The organism is Rosistilla oblonga (genome assembly GCF_007751715.1).
GTDB classification, from domain to species: domain Bacteria; phylum Planctomycetota; class Planctomycetia; order Pirellulales; family Pirellulaceae; genus Rosistilla; species Rosistilla oblonga.
Window position 1 is genome coordinate 488,387 of record NZ_CP036292.1, and the last position, 15,490, is coordinate 503,876.

The 15,490-nt window shown below is 56.9% G+C and carries 11 protein-coding genes; 3 read left to right on the forward strand and 8 right to left on the reverse strand.

All coding sequences use genetic code 11. From position 1 onward, the window contains the following. Positions 1 to 260 precede the first annotated feature (260 nt). The gene (locus tag CA51_RS01755) at positions 261 to 1,910 is read right to left on the reverse strand and encodes a GDSL-type esterase/lipase family protein (RefSeq protein ID WP_145117416.1); all 1,650 of its coding nucleotides are present in this window, start codon (positions 1,908 to 1,910) and stop codon (positions 261 to 263) included. A gap of 604 nt (positions 1,911 to 2,514) precedes the next feature. On the opposite strand from CA51_RS01755, the gene CA51_RS01760 reads away from it, so the two are divergent. Next, a complete protein-coding gene (locus CA51_RS01760; protein WP_145117417.1) occupies positions 2,515 to 2,922 on the forward strand; it encodes a hypothetical protein in 408 nt (135 codons plus the stop codon). 159 nt (positions 2,923 to 3,081) lie between these two features. Here the strand turns inward: CA51_RS01760 and CA51_RS01765 are convergent, their stop codons facing one another. Next, positions 3,082 to 4,143, reverse strand: coding sequence for an alkaline phosphatase D family protein (locus CA51_RS01765; RefSeq protein WP_231745934.1), 1,062 nt, complete (start codon positions 4,141 to 4,143; stop codon positions 3,082 to 3,084). A gap of 383 nt (positions 4,144 to 4,526) precedes the next feature. Here CA51_RS01765 and CA51_RS01770 point away from each other — a divergent pair, with 383 nt between their 5' ends. Both CA51_RS01770 and CA51_RS01775 read left to right on the forward strand, forming a co-directional pair. Continuing rightward, positions 4,527 to 7,532, forward strand: a complete 3,006-nt coding sequence (locus CA51_RS01770; protein ID WP_145117419.1) for a DUF1592 domain-containing protein — start codon at positions 4,527 to 4,529, stop codon at positions 7,530 to 7,532. Between the two features lie 68 nt (positions 7,533 to 7,600). Continuing rightward, on the forward strand, positions 7,601 to 8,893 hold the full coding sequence (locus CA51_RS01775) for a DUF1552 domain-containing protein (RefSeq protein WP_231745935.1): 1,293 nt from the start codon (positions 7,601 to 7,603) through the stop codon (positions 8,891 to 8,893). A 292-nt stretch (positions 8,894 to 9,185) separates the two neighbouring features. Here CA51_RS01775 and CA51_RS01780 read toward each other — a convergent pair whose 3' ends face one another. From CA51_RS01780 to ruvB, 6 genes are all read right to left on the reverse strand, one after another. Beyond that, positions 9,186 to 10,250: a metallophosphoesterase gene (locus CA51_RS01780; protein ID WP_231745936.1), complete on the reverse strand. Its 1,065-nt coding sequence runs from the start codon at positions 10,248 to 10,250 to the stop codon at positions 9,186 to 9,188. A 100-nt stretch (positions 10,251 to 10,350) separates the two neighbouring features. Continuing rightward, a complete protein-coding gene (locus CA51_RS01785; RefSeq protein ID WP_145117421.1) occupies positions 10,351 to 10,794 on the reverse strand; it encodes a hypothetical protein in 444 nt (147 codons plus the stop codon). Then, positions 10,791 to 11,771 (reverse strand): DUF1559 domain-containing protein, encoded by a 981-nt coding sequence (locus CA51_RS01790; RefSeq protein WP_145117422.1) that lies wholly within the window; start codon positions 11,769 to 11,771, stop codon positions 10,791 to 10,793. Before CA51_RS01790 ends, CA51_RS01785 begins: the two co-directional genes overlap by 4 nt. 676 nt (positions 11,772 to 12,447) lie before the next feature. After that, on the reverse strand, positions 12,448 to 12,900 hold the full coding sequence (locus tag CA51_RS01795; protein WP_145117423.1) for a hypothetical protein: 453 nt from the start codon (positions 12,898 to 12,900) through the stop codon (positions 12,448 to 12,450). A 36-nt stretch (positions 12,901 to 12,936) separates the two neighbouring features. Next, positions 12,937 to 13,872: a DUF1559 domain-containing protein gene (locus CA51_RS01800; protein WP_145117424.1), complete on the reverse strand. Its 936-nt coding sequence runs from the start codon at positions 13,870 to 13,872 to the stop codon at positions 12,937 to 12,939. 512 nt (positions 13,873 to 14,384) lie between these two features. Continuing rightward, positions 14,385 to 15,407: a Holliday junction branch migration DNA helicase RuvB gene (gene ruvB, locus CA51_RS01805; RefSeq protein WP_145117425.1), complete on the reverse strand. Its 1,023-nt coding sequence runs from the start codon at positions 15,405 to 15,407 to the stop codon at positions 14,385 to 14,387. Between the last annotated feature and the right edge of the window lie 83 nt (positions 15,408 to 15,490).

The following is a 15,490-nucleotide window of genomic DNA, read 5'->3' on the forward strand; positions in this document are numbered from 1 at the left end:
AATACTACAAGCGCAAATACCGTGCCAAAACGAGCTGTTTTTGCGGCGACTTGTGGGTAATCAACAGGAGGTTACGAGTCCTTTTGCATCAGCCCAAATCGCTGGGACTCGTAACCTCGTCCACTACATCCCGCCGCAAATTCTTTCGACGGTCTGAGACTCCTTCGTTAAACGGTATTGCGTCTAACCGCGAGCCCATCGGGCCGCGCGATCCTGGAAGCGCGGGGCGATGCCCGCGCGGTTGACCTAGGAAATTTCGTTCACTTTGTCGCTGGCGGATGCAGATCTCGGATGCCGTTTTTCAGGCTGTAGAGCTGCTTCACTTCGTCCTGGTCCAGAACGCGGTTGAATACGCCCAGGTCGTCCATGTGTCCGACGTAAGACGCACCCAGAACGAGTAGCACCTGCGACGGATCCCAGCCGAAGGTCAGGTCCCAGTTCTCGATCGCTCCTTGCAGTTCGCCGTTGATATACAAACGACCCGCTTGTGGTTTGCTCTTGTCGTTGACGTTCTCGAGAGTAAATACAACGTGCGTCCATTCTTCACGTGTGAACGGAGGGCGATCGACTTGCACCATCGGGCGTTTGTTAAATGGGATATCCGCCCAGGATACATTGTCGGGATTCCAGATATGGAACAGCGGGCGAATGGCATAACGGAAATAACGTGGCGTTTCATCTTTTGAGAACTCAAGGAAGATGAACCCCTTTTTCCCGTTGTCGCCAACGATCTGGATTGGATCGCAGTAGCCGGGCTCGAGGTCCAAGTCTGGATTCAATTTCAACCAGACCGAAACGGTGGTGCTCCAATTGTCGTCGCTGTAACCAAGGACACCGCCGTCTTTAAATGTAGGCTGAAAACCGCTCTTCTTTGGGAAATGCAACGCACCTCCAAATCGCCCAGCCTCAGGAAGAAGCTTTGCGTCGTCGTTCGCTTCGACACGAAGCAACTTTCCGCTTCGCCGGACGTAACAAATCTTGTCGCCGGTCGAGAAGTCCGCGTCCAAGCCCTCGTCGAATGAAGCGTGCAGTGTCAGAGCGGAAGCGAGTTTTCCGTTTGGAAGAGTGTGAGCACCTTTGGGTGCATCGGCTCGCATGATGGTCGCCAGATACTTCGCCGTTTCGTCGGCGATGACGTTGTAGCCAGCGAGGTTGGGATGTCTGTCGCCATACCAACCGGGCAAGTGCCCCAGGACCGAATCGAGTTCATTGTCTATGACGACGACGCGTCCTCCTCTAATGAACGGTGCCACCAGTTCCTGGTACTTGTCTGGCACTCTTTCCGTAGGGTATCGGCGGTAGTTGAGCATGTTGGGACCGTTGGCCAATTCCGCCGAGTACCGCGGGTAGATGTCGAAGACTTCCAGCTTTTCTTTCTCCGCGACCTGCCTGACCAGATCGTTGATTTGATTGCAGCCCTCTTCGTTCCCGTAGGGGATCACCGTCATAGGAATCAGCAATGCCTGGGGATGATCCTTGCGGAGGCGGTCGATGAGTTCGTGGAAGTGCTTCGGGAATTCCTCCGCGAAGTTTTCAACTCGAACGCGATCGTTCAGGCCGTAGCGAATGAAGATGTAGTCGAGTCCGGGAAGCTTTGCGACGTCGCGATCGTAGCGACCCGAATCGATGAGGCGGCGAATGTATTCACCGCCGACACCTGAGTTGATGACTTGGCTGGGAGGAAGATCTTTTTCGGCTGCGAGCAATTGCTCGATCACCGATTCAAGGTGAGGGCCTTCCGGTTTGATCAGCCTTGGAATGCTCCCTTCGGTCGTGCTGTCACCGAGCAGGAGGATCTGAACTTTGCCTTCATGCTTCGCCAATGCGACGGAAGTTAGCATCGCGATGGCGACTGCAAAGCTGAGGATTGGGACGGTTCGTCGAATCAGATACTGGATGGGACTACTCATGGGGCGGGATCTCTTTGGTGAGTTTGGTGGCGGGCGGGGCGAGAGCGTGACCGTAATGGCTTCTGCTTCGCAGGACGAATTGAAATCATATTGCCTGCGATGGCTCTTGTCACGGAATTCGGCAGGCATCGCCAGGGCTATTCAGTGTTTCAATTTGAGGTATCAGCCGCCACGCGCTAGCAGCTTGTCGGTTTAATCAGCCGATTGGGCGTTAGCCCCGGTTCCGTTGCCACTAAACCGGGGCTAACGCCCAAACGGCTAATGCAAGGAAGCTCGTTGTGACTAAACCGACAAGCCGCTAGCGCGTGGCGGCTAATTTGCCTAAGCACAAACGGCTGATTAGCCGTGCAGGCATCGCCATTGCCCAGGCCGGGATTCTGCTTGCAGAGCTCGGTTTGCTTGGTCTGGGGTAGGCGAATCGCCTGTTTTTCGGGCCTTGCGGGGACTTTTCGGTGGCGGAGCCGAAGCGGTTTGGGATCGTATTGTTCCGGTTTTGCCGGTTGCTCGCGTCGACCGGGCTTGCTTCATGCAAGCGTTCGAATCGGTCGATTCATAACAACACATCGCCCGTTTATCGAACCAACGTCTTTGCGAGGATCGCGCCGTGTTAGCAAGAATTGCCTGTCTCTCGTTGCTCGCGCTGAGTGCTGTCCCCGCGTTTGCGGATCATCCCTACGGTAGCCTCGACCTGCCGCGGGTCGAGCTGTTCGATTGGGTCGAACGCATCGAGCCGCTGTCGTATCGGGCTCGTTACAATCGGCCGCGCTACGTTGGCGGTAAGATCGCGTTTTACATCGCGCCAAGCAGCCAAGGGGCGATGTCGTGGCACGAGAACGTGCACAACGGAAACTACCGAAATCACGCCGGGCCGACGATTAAGAAGTACTATTATCCCAAGCCATGGGAAGCATTGCAGGTCGGTCCCCGCAGCGCCACACAGGGGCAATACAAAGTGCTCGATGTCAGTCCGGCCGAAGTTGAATCGGTGATCATCGAACCGCCAGCCAATTAATTGGCAGATCGCATCGCCATCACGCGTTTCCTAAGTTGACGAAAAATCGCTCTGCCGGTTTACACCCGCAGCTAGTTGCTGCCGCCGCTTCGCGGCTGTGGATCCTAATCGCGAAGCGATGACAGCGTTTAGCCATGAGCGTCAGCTCGTGGACCCGAGCTACTTCGGTTGCAGTTCGCTCAGCCGGAGTGTTTTTTCTAGCTGGGCTTTTCCCGCCAGATCGCGGACCTCGATCGTCACGGTTGGATCGGGGGCGTCCCAGTCGATGGAGATGACGCCAAAGTTTTCTGCGTGGTAGGTTTGCTTGATCGCCCGAAAGCGGTTGCGAGTTGGCGTTCCACGCGGGTGCTTCTGGTTGAAGCTGCTGGAAGTTGCGTCCAACAGTGGGTACGCGGCACCATCGCTTGCGACAGACATTTCGGCCCAGTGTCGGTCGCCGCTGACAAAGATCACACCGCCGGCGGCAGTGCTTTGCACTAGATCAAACAGACGCGCTTGTTCGTGCGGCAGATTGGCCCAGGTTTCTTGGCCAGCCGATTCGGCAACCACTTGCATCCCCGACGCAATCACGCGCAAGTCCGCTGGCATGCGAAGCTGCTCTTCCAGCCACTTCCACTGCGCTTCGCCCAAGATCGTCTTCTGCGGATCGTTGTCCGGAACATAGGGGCCGCCCAGTTGGCGAGGCCCTGTCTTCAGCGGCGAGCGAAAGTATCGCGTGTCCAGCATGATCACCTGCAATCGTTTTCCCGGCGGCCCAAATCGTTTCGCTTCGTAAATGCCGGGTCGCTGGCGTTTCGGTGAATCGGCCGGTTCGCCCCAGAAATCGAGAAACGCTTGTTGGGCGGCAACGCGCTGTGGGTAGGTCGCACCGCCATCGTTTACCCCGTAATCGTGATCGTCCCATGTTGCCATCACTTGGCATTCCGACGTCAAAGCCTTGAACCCATCGTTGCTTGCCAGCTTGGCGTACTTCGCTCGCATCACATCCATGTCCGATGTGTCGGCGTAAATGTTGTCACCCAGGAACAGCAGCAGTTCGGGCTCGGTTTGCGACATGACGGGGAAGATCGGCGTCGGATCATCCTGCTTGATACAAGATCCAAACAAGACACGGCGAATTGCCGTATCGGTCGACGCCTTATCAGCGGGTTGCTCGGCTGAAACAACCAGCGGGGCAAGGATCAGCAAACCAATGAAACATGGATTCCAAATACGCGACATCATATGTTTTGCCGATCGGACAAGATGTGAGAAATCTGTGAAGCTAAGAAGAAACCGACATCGCGTCGGCATCCTGCCTGCGTGTGCCGATGGCAGATTTTAGTGCAACGCGAATTGGTTTTGTACCTGCGCAGGTTAATCGCCGCAGGTCTGTGGAGTGTTTGTGATTCGGCAGATTAGCTGGCACTCGCTAGTTCAGCGTTGTCCAGGGAAGCCGGGTGCTAGCCCGTGCTAGCTGATACTTCCAGTTGAAACCGTGAGGTGCGTTGGTTTTAAGCGATTTCCAGCTGGCTTGCCATTTTGGAGTCGGGTAGGATGGTGGTTCTCGCCGCCGACTTTATCGGCCCTTTCCTGCCCCACTTTCCGCTCAATCGAAACATGTGATGCTCGCGATACGTCGATTCACATTCTGCTTGTTCCTGCTAGCTTGCGGCATGGTCGCGGGAGCGGAATCGCTGCAGTCCACGTTCAAAGAAGCCGTGCTGCCGGTTGTGCAAGCCAATTGTCTGGAGTGCCACAACCAGGAGACGACCGAGGGCGATCTCGATTTGAGTGCCGATACCGATCTCGCGTCGGTCGTGAAGAACTTCCGTCGTTGGTCGATTGTTCTGGATCGCATGGAAGCTGGCGACATGCCGCCCGAAGATGCGGATCACCAACCGACAGCGGCCGAGCGAGCCGCGGTGATCGCGTGGATCCAACAGGTCAGGACCGCCGAAGCGGAGCGGACTCAGGGCGACCCTGGCATCGTTTTGCCGCATCGGCTCAGTAGCAATGAATACAACTACACGATCCGCGATCTGACGGGTGTGGACATCCAACCGGCAGCCTCGTTTCCGGTCGATCCCGCCAACGAAGCGGGCTTCGATAACTCGGGTGAATCGCTCAGCATGTCGCCTGCTCTGCTGAAAAAGTACCTCGCTGCGGCAACGATTGTCTCCGAACATTTGGCGCTGACGCCCCGTGGATTCGAGTTTGCACCGCACCCGGTCATCACCCCCACCGATCGCGATAAGTTTTGTGTTAACCGCATCATCGATTTCTATCGGAAACAGCGGACCGATTACGCCGACTTCTTTGAGTTGCTGTGGCGATATCAAAATCGCGAGACGCTCGGAATGGCGGATCGGACGCTCGAGCAATTAGCCGATCAAAGCGGTCTGAGTCAGCGGTACAGCCGAACGCTGTATCAACTTTTGTGCGAGCCAGACGAAAGCGACGCCGGCGGGGAGATCGGGCCGATCGCAGCCCTCAAGCAGTTGATGAGTGAACTTCCCGATGCGTCGACGCCTGAAAACGTGGCGGCTGCGGTGAAGGGTTGCCAGACGATGGCATCGTTTGTCTCGACCCTGCGATCATCGCTCGTGCCGGAAGTTGCAAACTTGACCTCTCCCGGGGTGCACAATGGTTCGCAGCCGTTGGTGCTTTGGAAGAATCGTCAGTTCGCTGCCAATCGACGTCGTTATGTCGGCGATACGCTCCCCGATGGCAGTTTTGGATTGCCCGATGATTCGAAGGCGGCGGAGTTGATGCAGGTGCCCGGCGAAGCGGGCGCGGCCCAGTATAAGGAAGCGTTGGGGGTGTTCTGCGATGTGTTCCCCGATGCATTTTTTGTTTCCGAGCGGGCCCGGGTGTATCTGGATCCGAAGAAAGAGAAAAAGTTGAAGGGGCGGTTTCTGAGTGCCGGGTTCCACAGCCAGATGGGATACTTTCGCGACGACGCGCCGCTGTACGACTTGATGCTTGATGACGCTCAGCAAAAGGAACTCGACCGTCTGTGGTTGGAATTGGATTTTGTGACTTCGGCTCCGATGCGTCAGTATGCGGGCTTCATCTGGTTCGATCGGACGGATTCGCAGTTCATGCGAGATCGTGTTTTCGATCGTTATCGGGCGGAGGACAAAGACAGCACTTCGGCAGAGAAAGTGGCTGGGCTGGCCGACGCATACTGCGAGAAAGCCGAAAGGTTGGGGGGCAGCGAGCAAGCGCTGGAGGTCATTCGGTTCTACTTTGACGATATGAATGCGACCTTCCGGCGACTCGAACAACTCAGCATCGATTCGCAGCCTCGGCAGCTCGATGCGTTGATCGAATTTGCTCAGCACGCCTACCGACGCCCTTTATCGAGCGATGAAGCCGCGTCGATTCGGTCGTTTTATGATTCCTTGCGGAGCGAGGAAAGGCTCAGCCACGAACAGGCGATTCGCGGTGGAGTGGTCGCCGTTTTGATGTCGCCTCATTTCTGTTACCGGATGGATTTGCCAAACGATGCTGTGGCCGGATTGGAGGCAGCGGACGCGGAGGTTCCCGCCATTGTGCCGTTGAGCGATTATTCGCTGGCCAGTCGGCTGAGCTACTTCCTGTGGTCGAGCCAACCCGATCGCGAACTGCTGGAACTGGCCAGTAAGGGACGGTTGCATGAACCGGAGGTGTTGAGCGAACAGTCGCGTCGGATGCTGAAGGACGATCGGGTCGAAGGGTTTGTCGTCGAGTTCACCGGCAATTGGTTAGACTTCCGTCGGTTCTCGGAGCACAACGGCGTCGACCGCCAGCGGTTTCCCGTGTTCACCGATGAACTGCGTCAGGCGATGGCTGAAGAACCGCTCCGGTTCTGCCGCGATCTGATCGAACGCGACGGATCGGTGTTGGATTTTCTGTATGCCAAGCACACGTTTGTGAACCCCGTTTTGGCCGAGCATTATGGCGCCGAAGTCGATTCATCGGGGGATGCGAACGAGTCCTGGAGTCGGTGGGATCAAGCGGGGCAGCGCCAGCGTGGTGGATTGTTACCGATGGCTGTTTTCTTAACACATAATTCGTCGGGGCTGCGAACGAGTCCGGTTCAGCGCGGCAATTGGCTGGTCCAGCGGATCCTTGGTGAAAAGGTGCCCGCGCCGCCAGCGACGGTGCCCGATTTGCCCAGCGACGAATCGAAGCTTGGCGATCTAACGCTGCGGGAAGCGCTCGCGCGACATCGCCAAGATGTTGCCTGTGCCGGATGCCACAACCGCATCGACTCGATGGGGCTGGTCTTCGAGGGTTACGGCCCCATCGGCGAACTTCGCAATTTCGATATGGGCGGCCGCGCGATCGATGACTCGGCGGTCTTCCCCAATGACCGCAAAGGGAACGGACTGGCGGGCGTGCTCCAGTATATTCGCGATGCCCGCCAAGAGGATTTCGTTGACAATCTGTGTCGAAAGCTGTTGGCCTTTGCGCTCGGTCGGACGTTACAGCTATCGGACGAGTCGATTATTACCGACATGAAACATAGGCTCGCTGGCAACGACTATCGATTCAGTTCGATGGTCGATGCGATCGTGACGAGTCCCGCATTTTTGAACAAACGTATTCGCATTTCTCTCGACGAAACGGTGGCAATTCCATGAGCAATCCAGAAAATCGTGCAGGCTCGAAATCTAACCGTGCAGAACGCTCCGTTTCTCGACGAACGCTGTTGCGAGGCACCGGGGTGGCGATGGCGCTGCCGTGGTTGGAATCGATTCCGGTTTGGGGAAGCGAAAAGCTTACCGACGATCAAGTGACCGCTTCGCCGCAACGCTTTGCCGCGCTGTTCATGGGCTGTGGGATCAACCGAGATCATTGGTGGGCTAAGGGAAGCGGCACCGAGATGGAGCTTGGAAAGAGCCTTGCACCGATGGAGCCGATCAAGCACAAGATGAATTTCATCACCGGCTTGTATAACGAAAATGCCAACGGCGTCGGCATCCACCCAGGGCAGACCGGCAACATTCTTTCCGGTGCGTCGCTGAAGAAGGGATCGGAGCTGCGTGGCGACATCAGCATGGATCAGGTGCTTGCCAATCATTTTGCCGAAGAGACCGTTGCTCCGAGCCTGGTGCTTGGTTGTGAGCAACCGACGACGGGGTACCACGAAACCAATTTTTCGATGGCGTACAGTTCCCATATCTCATGGCAGAATGCGACCTCGCCGGTGCCGATGGAAGTCTATCCTTCGCTGGCCTTTGACTCCTTGTTCGACAATCACGGCAGCCGGCGGATGGAGAGTATTCTCGACCGGGTGCGTGAAGAGACCGCGTCGCTGAATCGCAAGATCAGTCAGTCGGATCGTACGAAGTTGGACGAGTACCTGAGCAGCGTTCGCGAAGTCGAGAAGCGAGCCGAGGCGATGCGAACCGTTCATGCGAAGGCGACCGAGCGAGCTCATCATCGCGGTCAACCGATCGCTGCGATGAAGCGTCCCGACGACGGTTTGCCTGAAGACATTCGCGAGCACATGCAATTGATGTGCGACATCATCGCGATCGGTTTTCAAACCGACAAGTCGCGCGTGGCGACGCTGCTGCTGAACCGCGACCTGTCGGGATTGTTCTATCCGTTTTTAGACGTCACAAAAACGCATCACTCGGCGTCTCACGACGACCGTTCCGACGAATACGAACGAATCTCACGCTACTACTGTTCGCAGTACGCCTACCTGGCGAGCAAGCTGGATGCGATGCCCGAAGGAGATGGGACCGTCCTGGATCACTCTTGCCTCTTGTTTATCTCGAGCATGTGGTCGGGCAGTTCTCACGATTCGACTAAGTTGCCCGTCTTGTTAACCGGTGGTATGTCCGGGCAGATGGAGACGGGTCGAGTGCTGGATTATCTGGACAAGGGAGATGACAACCGCAAGCTTTGCGGTATGTATCTAACGATCATGAACCGCATGGGAGTGAAGTTAGATGCATTCGGTGACGCCGAAGAACAGCTCGCCGGATTGTAGATGAGAACGCAAATTGCCTTGTTGATTACTCGTCTTGATCCCGAAGGGATGCCCGCCATTCGCAGTAAACTGATCGATGCGTTCAGTTTACAGGCAAGAGATAGCGTGCGATTATCAAGCGTCGTTTGATGCATCAAAGCATGAGTCGGGCAGGCGAGTGCCGCAGCACGTCGCGTCTACACTCATCGCTCGGGTATCAGTTGCCAACGCGATTGGAGGCAACTGTCCCCTGCTGAAAGAAGAGGACGAGTGGCCCCCAGGATTTAGGGCATCTCACTCGATCGCGGCGTGCCTACGGCAGTTTGCTCTCGGTCAGCGGGAAATCAAACGCGAATTGATGGCCATCGGCTCCCGGAACATGTTTGGTTCCCTCGCACAACTCTTCGTTGCTGGGGTGGAACGTCCACGCTTCGACGCGATTTTTGGCTGGGTGAAAACGATATAGACGCAGCCAGCCGGTGCTGTAGTCGGAGAGGACCTGATGAACTTGGTTGCCATGATCGCCCACCGCGACTTCGTGTAGCGAGTGGCTTCGGCTTTGATCGCCGCAGCAAATCATGGAGAGGTTGGCATGTTTGCGAAAGCACTTCTGCCACATCTCTTCTGGAGTGTTGCCAAGTTTGCCGTGGACCTTTTTCCATTGCATCCGGCCCTTGGGAGCATCCATGTAATCGCTTGGTATCTTGGGGTGGTGCTTTGGCCCCAGGCACATGTGTGTCGTGATGATCGCTCGCCGGTCGTTGTGCTGCGTTAAGACTTCATCGGCCCACGCTAAGACGTCGTCCGGTGCGTTGCATTCCAGATGCAGGAAGACAAAGTCGATGCCGGCGGTTGAAAACAGTTGGAAGCTGTTTGCGTTGTTGCCCGAAACCTCGACGCCATGCGTTTTGGGCGTGTAGCATCCGCCGTACCAATCGCAATTGGCAAAGCGTTCCGTCGGGAAGTACTTCTGGAACAGCGACGAATCGCCCGCTCGCGTCATGTCGTGATTGCCGACCGAGATGCCGTAGGGAACTTTGTCGTGCAGGCGGTTCATGCACTGTTGAGCGACGGTCCATTGTTCGTCGATGTTCCTGTCGATGATGTCGCCAACGTGGCTGACGAAAACGATGTTCTGCTTCTCCAGGTTGGCGAGTGTCCAATCGATGTGTTGGGTAAAGATGTCGTTGGATAGTTTGCCATCTTTAGGGCGATACAGTTGTGTGTCGGGGATGACAACGATCGAAAACGAATCCGCATCGGCGGCGGGGAGAGTTCGTTCTTGAGCATCCGCCGACGAAGTGAAGGTTCCTAAGTGGAACGTCAAGGCGAGCAGCAACAGCGGGAAGGAGAGCTTTTTGTGGGGGGAGATTAACAACGGTTCGTTACTCTTGGAATGTGGTGGGGTGTCTATGAAGATACGGCAGGCGGTTTGATCGTTCTCAAACCACACTGCCGTACCATAATATTATAGTGAACTATCGCCTCTTCTTTTTCTCCGAGGGTTCCACCGCAAAATCGTAGGTAGAGTCCTGATGTTCGAACTCATGTTTGGTGACAAAGGTGTCAAACAGCGGTTCGACGATTGGTTCGCCATCTTGGTCCATCTCGGCTTTGGTTTGAAAGCCGGTGACCTCTAAGGTGTAGGCGCCTCCGACCAAGCCCATGCCGGGCTGCGTCGAAAACTTGCCGTCTTTCACATAGGCAACGCTCGCCGGCCCTTTATTGCCAGACGCTGTGTCGGGAGCGAACAGGATCTCTCCTTCGGGTAACGGCTGGCCTTCAAATGTAACGGTCCCTGTGACGCTGTATTTGCCGGGTCCCGCGTCACTTGTTCCACAGCCGACCAGTGCGGTCAGCGAAGGGATAAGCAGTAGTGTCGCGGCGGCGAAGGTTGAGATTCGAGTTGGTGATTGGATCATTGTGGCAGTCCTCCGATTGGCAGCGAATCGTTGCGGATGCCGAGTTGGCGATAGATGTTGAGGTCCATTGTTTCGCTGACAAAGTTCACTGACGCGTCGGCCATCAACATGTTGCAACCGCCGGGGTGAAAGCTGCCGAACAGACGGGAGTATCCGGTGCGTGAATCGGTGCTTCCCTTGGGGACGCTGCCGGTCGGGATGCGAGAATTGATCGGCTCGTACGTTCCAGCCAGCGTCACGGGGTGAGGCATCGTTCCGCCGGTGCCGAGGCGAATCGAAGAGGCCCAGCTGTGGTAGAAAGTCGAAACGGTGCCCGCTTCGGTCAGGTGGTACTTCGTTTCGCCGACCAAAAAGGTGTTGGTGGTTCCGTCGGTGACATCGCGAAACTTGCTGCTGGAGTTTGCGTAGAGGATACCGTTGACGAAGAAGACGTTCGAGTTTCCGCCCCAGCAGTTGACAGTCGTTGAGTCACCGCCCCCTTGGACGCCAAAGTAGCTCAGATTGTTCACGTCGCCACCCGAGGAGGGATCCGACGGGCATTGGTAGTTTGCGTTCTGTTCGTACCATAGCGGGCGGTTTGGTGAAGAGCTGGGGACTTGGCTGGTGTACGAAGCCGACAGTGGAAGGTCGAAGTCGTATTGGTCATACCGCGCGCCCTCTTCCATGAAGGGCAGGATCAATACAGTCCACGGTGCGCCTTGTGTGGAGGATCCGGCGTTACACCATGTGTCGCCAACTCCTTTGGTGACCTTTTCTGCTACGATTCCGCCTGGCGGAAAACTGCGGTGTGTATCGTGATAGTTGTGCAGTGCCAAACCGATCTGTTTGGTTTGGTTGGTGCATTGAATTCGTCGAGCCGCTTCGCGAGCTTGCTGAACCGCGGGAAGCAGCAGTCCGACTAAGATCCCAATGATCGCGATCACGACCAACAGTTCGACAAGCGTGAAGCCCTTTGTATGTGTGTTCGTCCGTTGCATTTTCTTGTTAATTCTGGCGAGCTGGTTCAAAGTTGTTTCTTCAGTAAAGTGAGTAAAGCCGTGCTGGTGGGCCGTTCCCCTTTGCGTTGGCACGACTTGGGGAAGACTATAAAAACAACTATGAAGCGAACGTTAAGGTCGAGTTTAGATTTGGGATTGTCCTGTTTTTCTATCGTGAGTTACTTGCTTTGGTTGGTGGCAATCTTCCGAAAGGACTGGCATTGGCTGCATAGTCGATCCGTTGCGGTGGCAGACCACTGAAGAGAGAGGCGGTCGCATGGACTGGCGGCGTTGTCGGCCGCCGAATTGGGGCAGGGGAGGGCGTCCGCAGAATCGATTGTGTCTGCCTGGAATTGCCCGATGAGTAGCTGAAGAAGCTGCCCGAAGAGCTTCTGACTTGAGGGCCTTGCGATGGCTAGGCAGGAGAGTGGCACTGCCGTAGTGCAGATCAGCCGTCTTGCAGGTCGGGCGTTTTGTCCGCTGGGCTTTTGGGGCTGGCGGTGATCTCTGGAATGGGCGGTCGTCCGAGCATCACCACGAGTCGAGAGAGCGACTCGTGTTTGATCTGCGGGTTTGCACCCGCAGCGAGAGGGCTGCCACCGCTTTCGCGGCTGTGAAGACACGAATCGCGTCGCGATGGCAGCTTTTGTCCATGAGCGTCAGCTCGTGGAGCGGTTTAGAGGTTGAAGTCGAGGGCGTTGTCACCTTCGACAACCGTAGCCGTCAAACCCGATGTGCTTGGGTTTCCGAATTCGGCAGGAACCAACATCGTTGGTGCGGCGACCGGGTCTTCGGGGGTGCCAGCTGGTAGATCCATCGCGGTCACTGCGACTGTGTGGTCTCCTAGGACTGCTCCGTCGCCGGGATCGTAAGTCTTCAGCGAATAGGTTCCATCGGGTTGGATCTCTGCGGTTGCGGGTGGGCCGCCAGTGGTCGGAATAAACATCACGGTACCGGTTGTCACGGGAGCGCCTTTGTAGGTGACCTTTCCTTTGACAGGAGCGGTCGCGATCCGTTTGCCTGTTGGTCCACAGCCGGCTGTTGATAGCAGCAGTGCTGAGGCGATGGCGATCGAAACGGTAGAGCGGAGCCGAGTGGATCGGCCCGCGGTAAGGGAAGTTGGCTTCATGCGTTTGGCTTCAATTCTGTTGTGGGAGAACGTGGATTAAGGGGTCGAGATCACTTCGCCTTGGGCGCGTGTTGCCAGGGCGTGAAGGATGTTCAAGTCCATCGTTTCACTCTGGAATCGCGTGCTCCCATCGCTGAACGAAAACTGCGCACCGCCAGGGTGTGCACTGCGATAGGGGCTTGCGTTGGTGGTGACGCTGCCCGGAAAGTTGATCGGGTATTGCACGTATTTGTTGTCGATCTGCAACCAGCCCGCATTGCCGGAGTAGTAGTAATAACCCCAGGTCCACGGTTGGATTCCGCCCCAGCCGTTGAGCATCGAGTCGGTCCAGCCTTGTCGGTCGGAGATTTCACCGATCAGCAGAGTGCTGCTGGTTCCGTCGGTGATGTGGGCGAACTTGGTTTTGCTGAGCGGGTAGATCACGCCCGAGGTGCTGATGGTTTTTCCGCTGTCCGATCCGGCAACCATTCCATAGTTTGCCGAGCCAGCGTTGGCGCGGTAATGCAGGGTCCCCTGTTGGACGTTGATCTGTGGTGCCGATCTAGCTTGCTCGCCGAGTGGTGACGAAGGGCAGGCGAACGCCGGGATTGGGTTGGCGAAAATCTCGTGGGCGCCGTTGTGTGGAGCCCCGAGGGTGCGGTATGGGGTGATCGTTACCAACGCGTCAGCCGACATGCTGTTCATCGCGTCTAAGCGGTTCCCTTCTTCGATGAAGTCGAAGATGCGGCCGGGCCAGCCGATTCGATAGAGAGTGACTGGCAGTCCGCCGGTCGGGAACTTGAGGTAAACATCGTGGTAGTTGTGCATCGCCAAGCCGAGTTGCTTGAGGTTGTTGCTGCACTGCATCCGGCGAGCTGCTTCGCGTGCGGCTTGAACCGCAGGGAGGAGCAGGCCGACCAGGATGCCGATGATCGCAATAACGACCAGGAGTTCGACTAGCGTAAACGCTTTTGCTTTTTGGGAGTGTCGCATGATGGCAGGTACTTTGGGGGATGAAATCGAAGGGGGGAGGGGCTCGGGCTGGGCTCACTTGATCCGCACGCGGCGCACACACTGGCGATAGGTTCAATGATGAATGAGAATTGCCAGTGGGGGCTTTGCGGACGAAAAGTTCCTTGTCAACGTTCGCCTGTTTGAGGTGTCAGCGGAGGCTGGTTCAGCGTGCCGGCCGGGAAAGGCCCCCGGGGCAAGCTTGTGTCTCAGTGAACGTTGGTAGGAGGGGCTAGGCAGGTGAGCGTGGCAGGGGCGGTCAGCCGCCTAGTGTGGTGCTGACAGCCTTTATTTATGCGGGCAGGGCGTATAAACCACCGCGCAGTGGGTGAAGTCTACCGGCAAGACAAGCAGATGTCAAACAGATTCGTTGTTTCAGGAGGCTGTTTGGTGGGACGATCCGAGCCCTGCCCGGGGGCGGTGGTTCTGGTGCTGGGCACCGGTCTCTTCAGCGGACACTTTGTCGGTGAATCATGGAGTGGTCGCGGCGATCGCTACAGCAGGTCTTCGCTGTTGCCGGTGAATTCGCGGCCGAGGTGTTGGTAGGCTTTGGGAGTTGCCATCCGGCCGCGGCGGGTGCGGACGATCAGTTCGAATCGCAGCAGAAACGGTTCGACTTCGTCTTCGATCGTGTCGATGCTGACGTTCATCGTGTGCCCGATCGCTTCGATCCCCGCCGGTCCGCCGCCGAAGACGCGGATCAGCGTATCGAGGTAGTTGCGGTCCTGTTTGTCGAGTCCCAACGCGTCGATCCCGGTCATCTTCATCGCATCGATCGCTGTCTGGTAAGTCGCTTTGCCATCGCTGCGGCTCTGCGCATAATCGCGGACCCACAATAACCGGTTGTTAGCGATCCGCGGGGTGCTGCGACTGCGGCGACCGATCTCCATCGCGGCTTCTTCGTCGACCGGCACGTCCAGTTTCTTGGCGTTTCGACGGACGATCTCGCTGAGGTCGTCGAGGTCGTAGAAATCGAGGTGCTCGCGAATTTGAAAGCGATCGCGGAGCGGAGCGCTAAGCATTCCGGCTCGCGTCGTCGCTCCGATCAAAGTGAACGGTTGCAGGTCCAGATTCAGTGTCCGCGCGTTGACCCCTTCGCCCAGCACGATGTCGATTCGGAAATCTTCCATCGCCGTGTAAAGATACTCTTCCACCGTCCGCGGGATGCGATGGATCTCGTCGATGAAGAGGACCGAGTTTTCCGCGACGTTGGTCAGGTAGGGGATCAGGTCCTTGGGGGCCTTGAGTCCCGCGCCGTTGGCGATCTGGACGGCGGTCTTCAGTTCGTTGCCGATCACGGTGGCGAACGTTGTCTTGCCGAGGCCGGGAGGTCCGTCGAAGAGGATATGTCCCAACGGATCGGATCGTCCGCGGGCGGCATCGATCGCGATCTGCAGTCGTTCGATCACATCGCGTTGGCCGACCATATCGGCCATCCGCTGCGGGCGCAACTGGCGATCTTGTTGGTCTTGTTCTTCGTCGACACTGGACTGTTGATAAATCGCTTCGCGTGCCATTTCCGATCCGTGGTTGGCGGGATGGGGGGCGGGAACTGTCTGGCGGTCTCACCTTGCCCACGAGGGAACCAAACGTAGGCTAC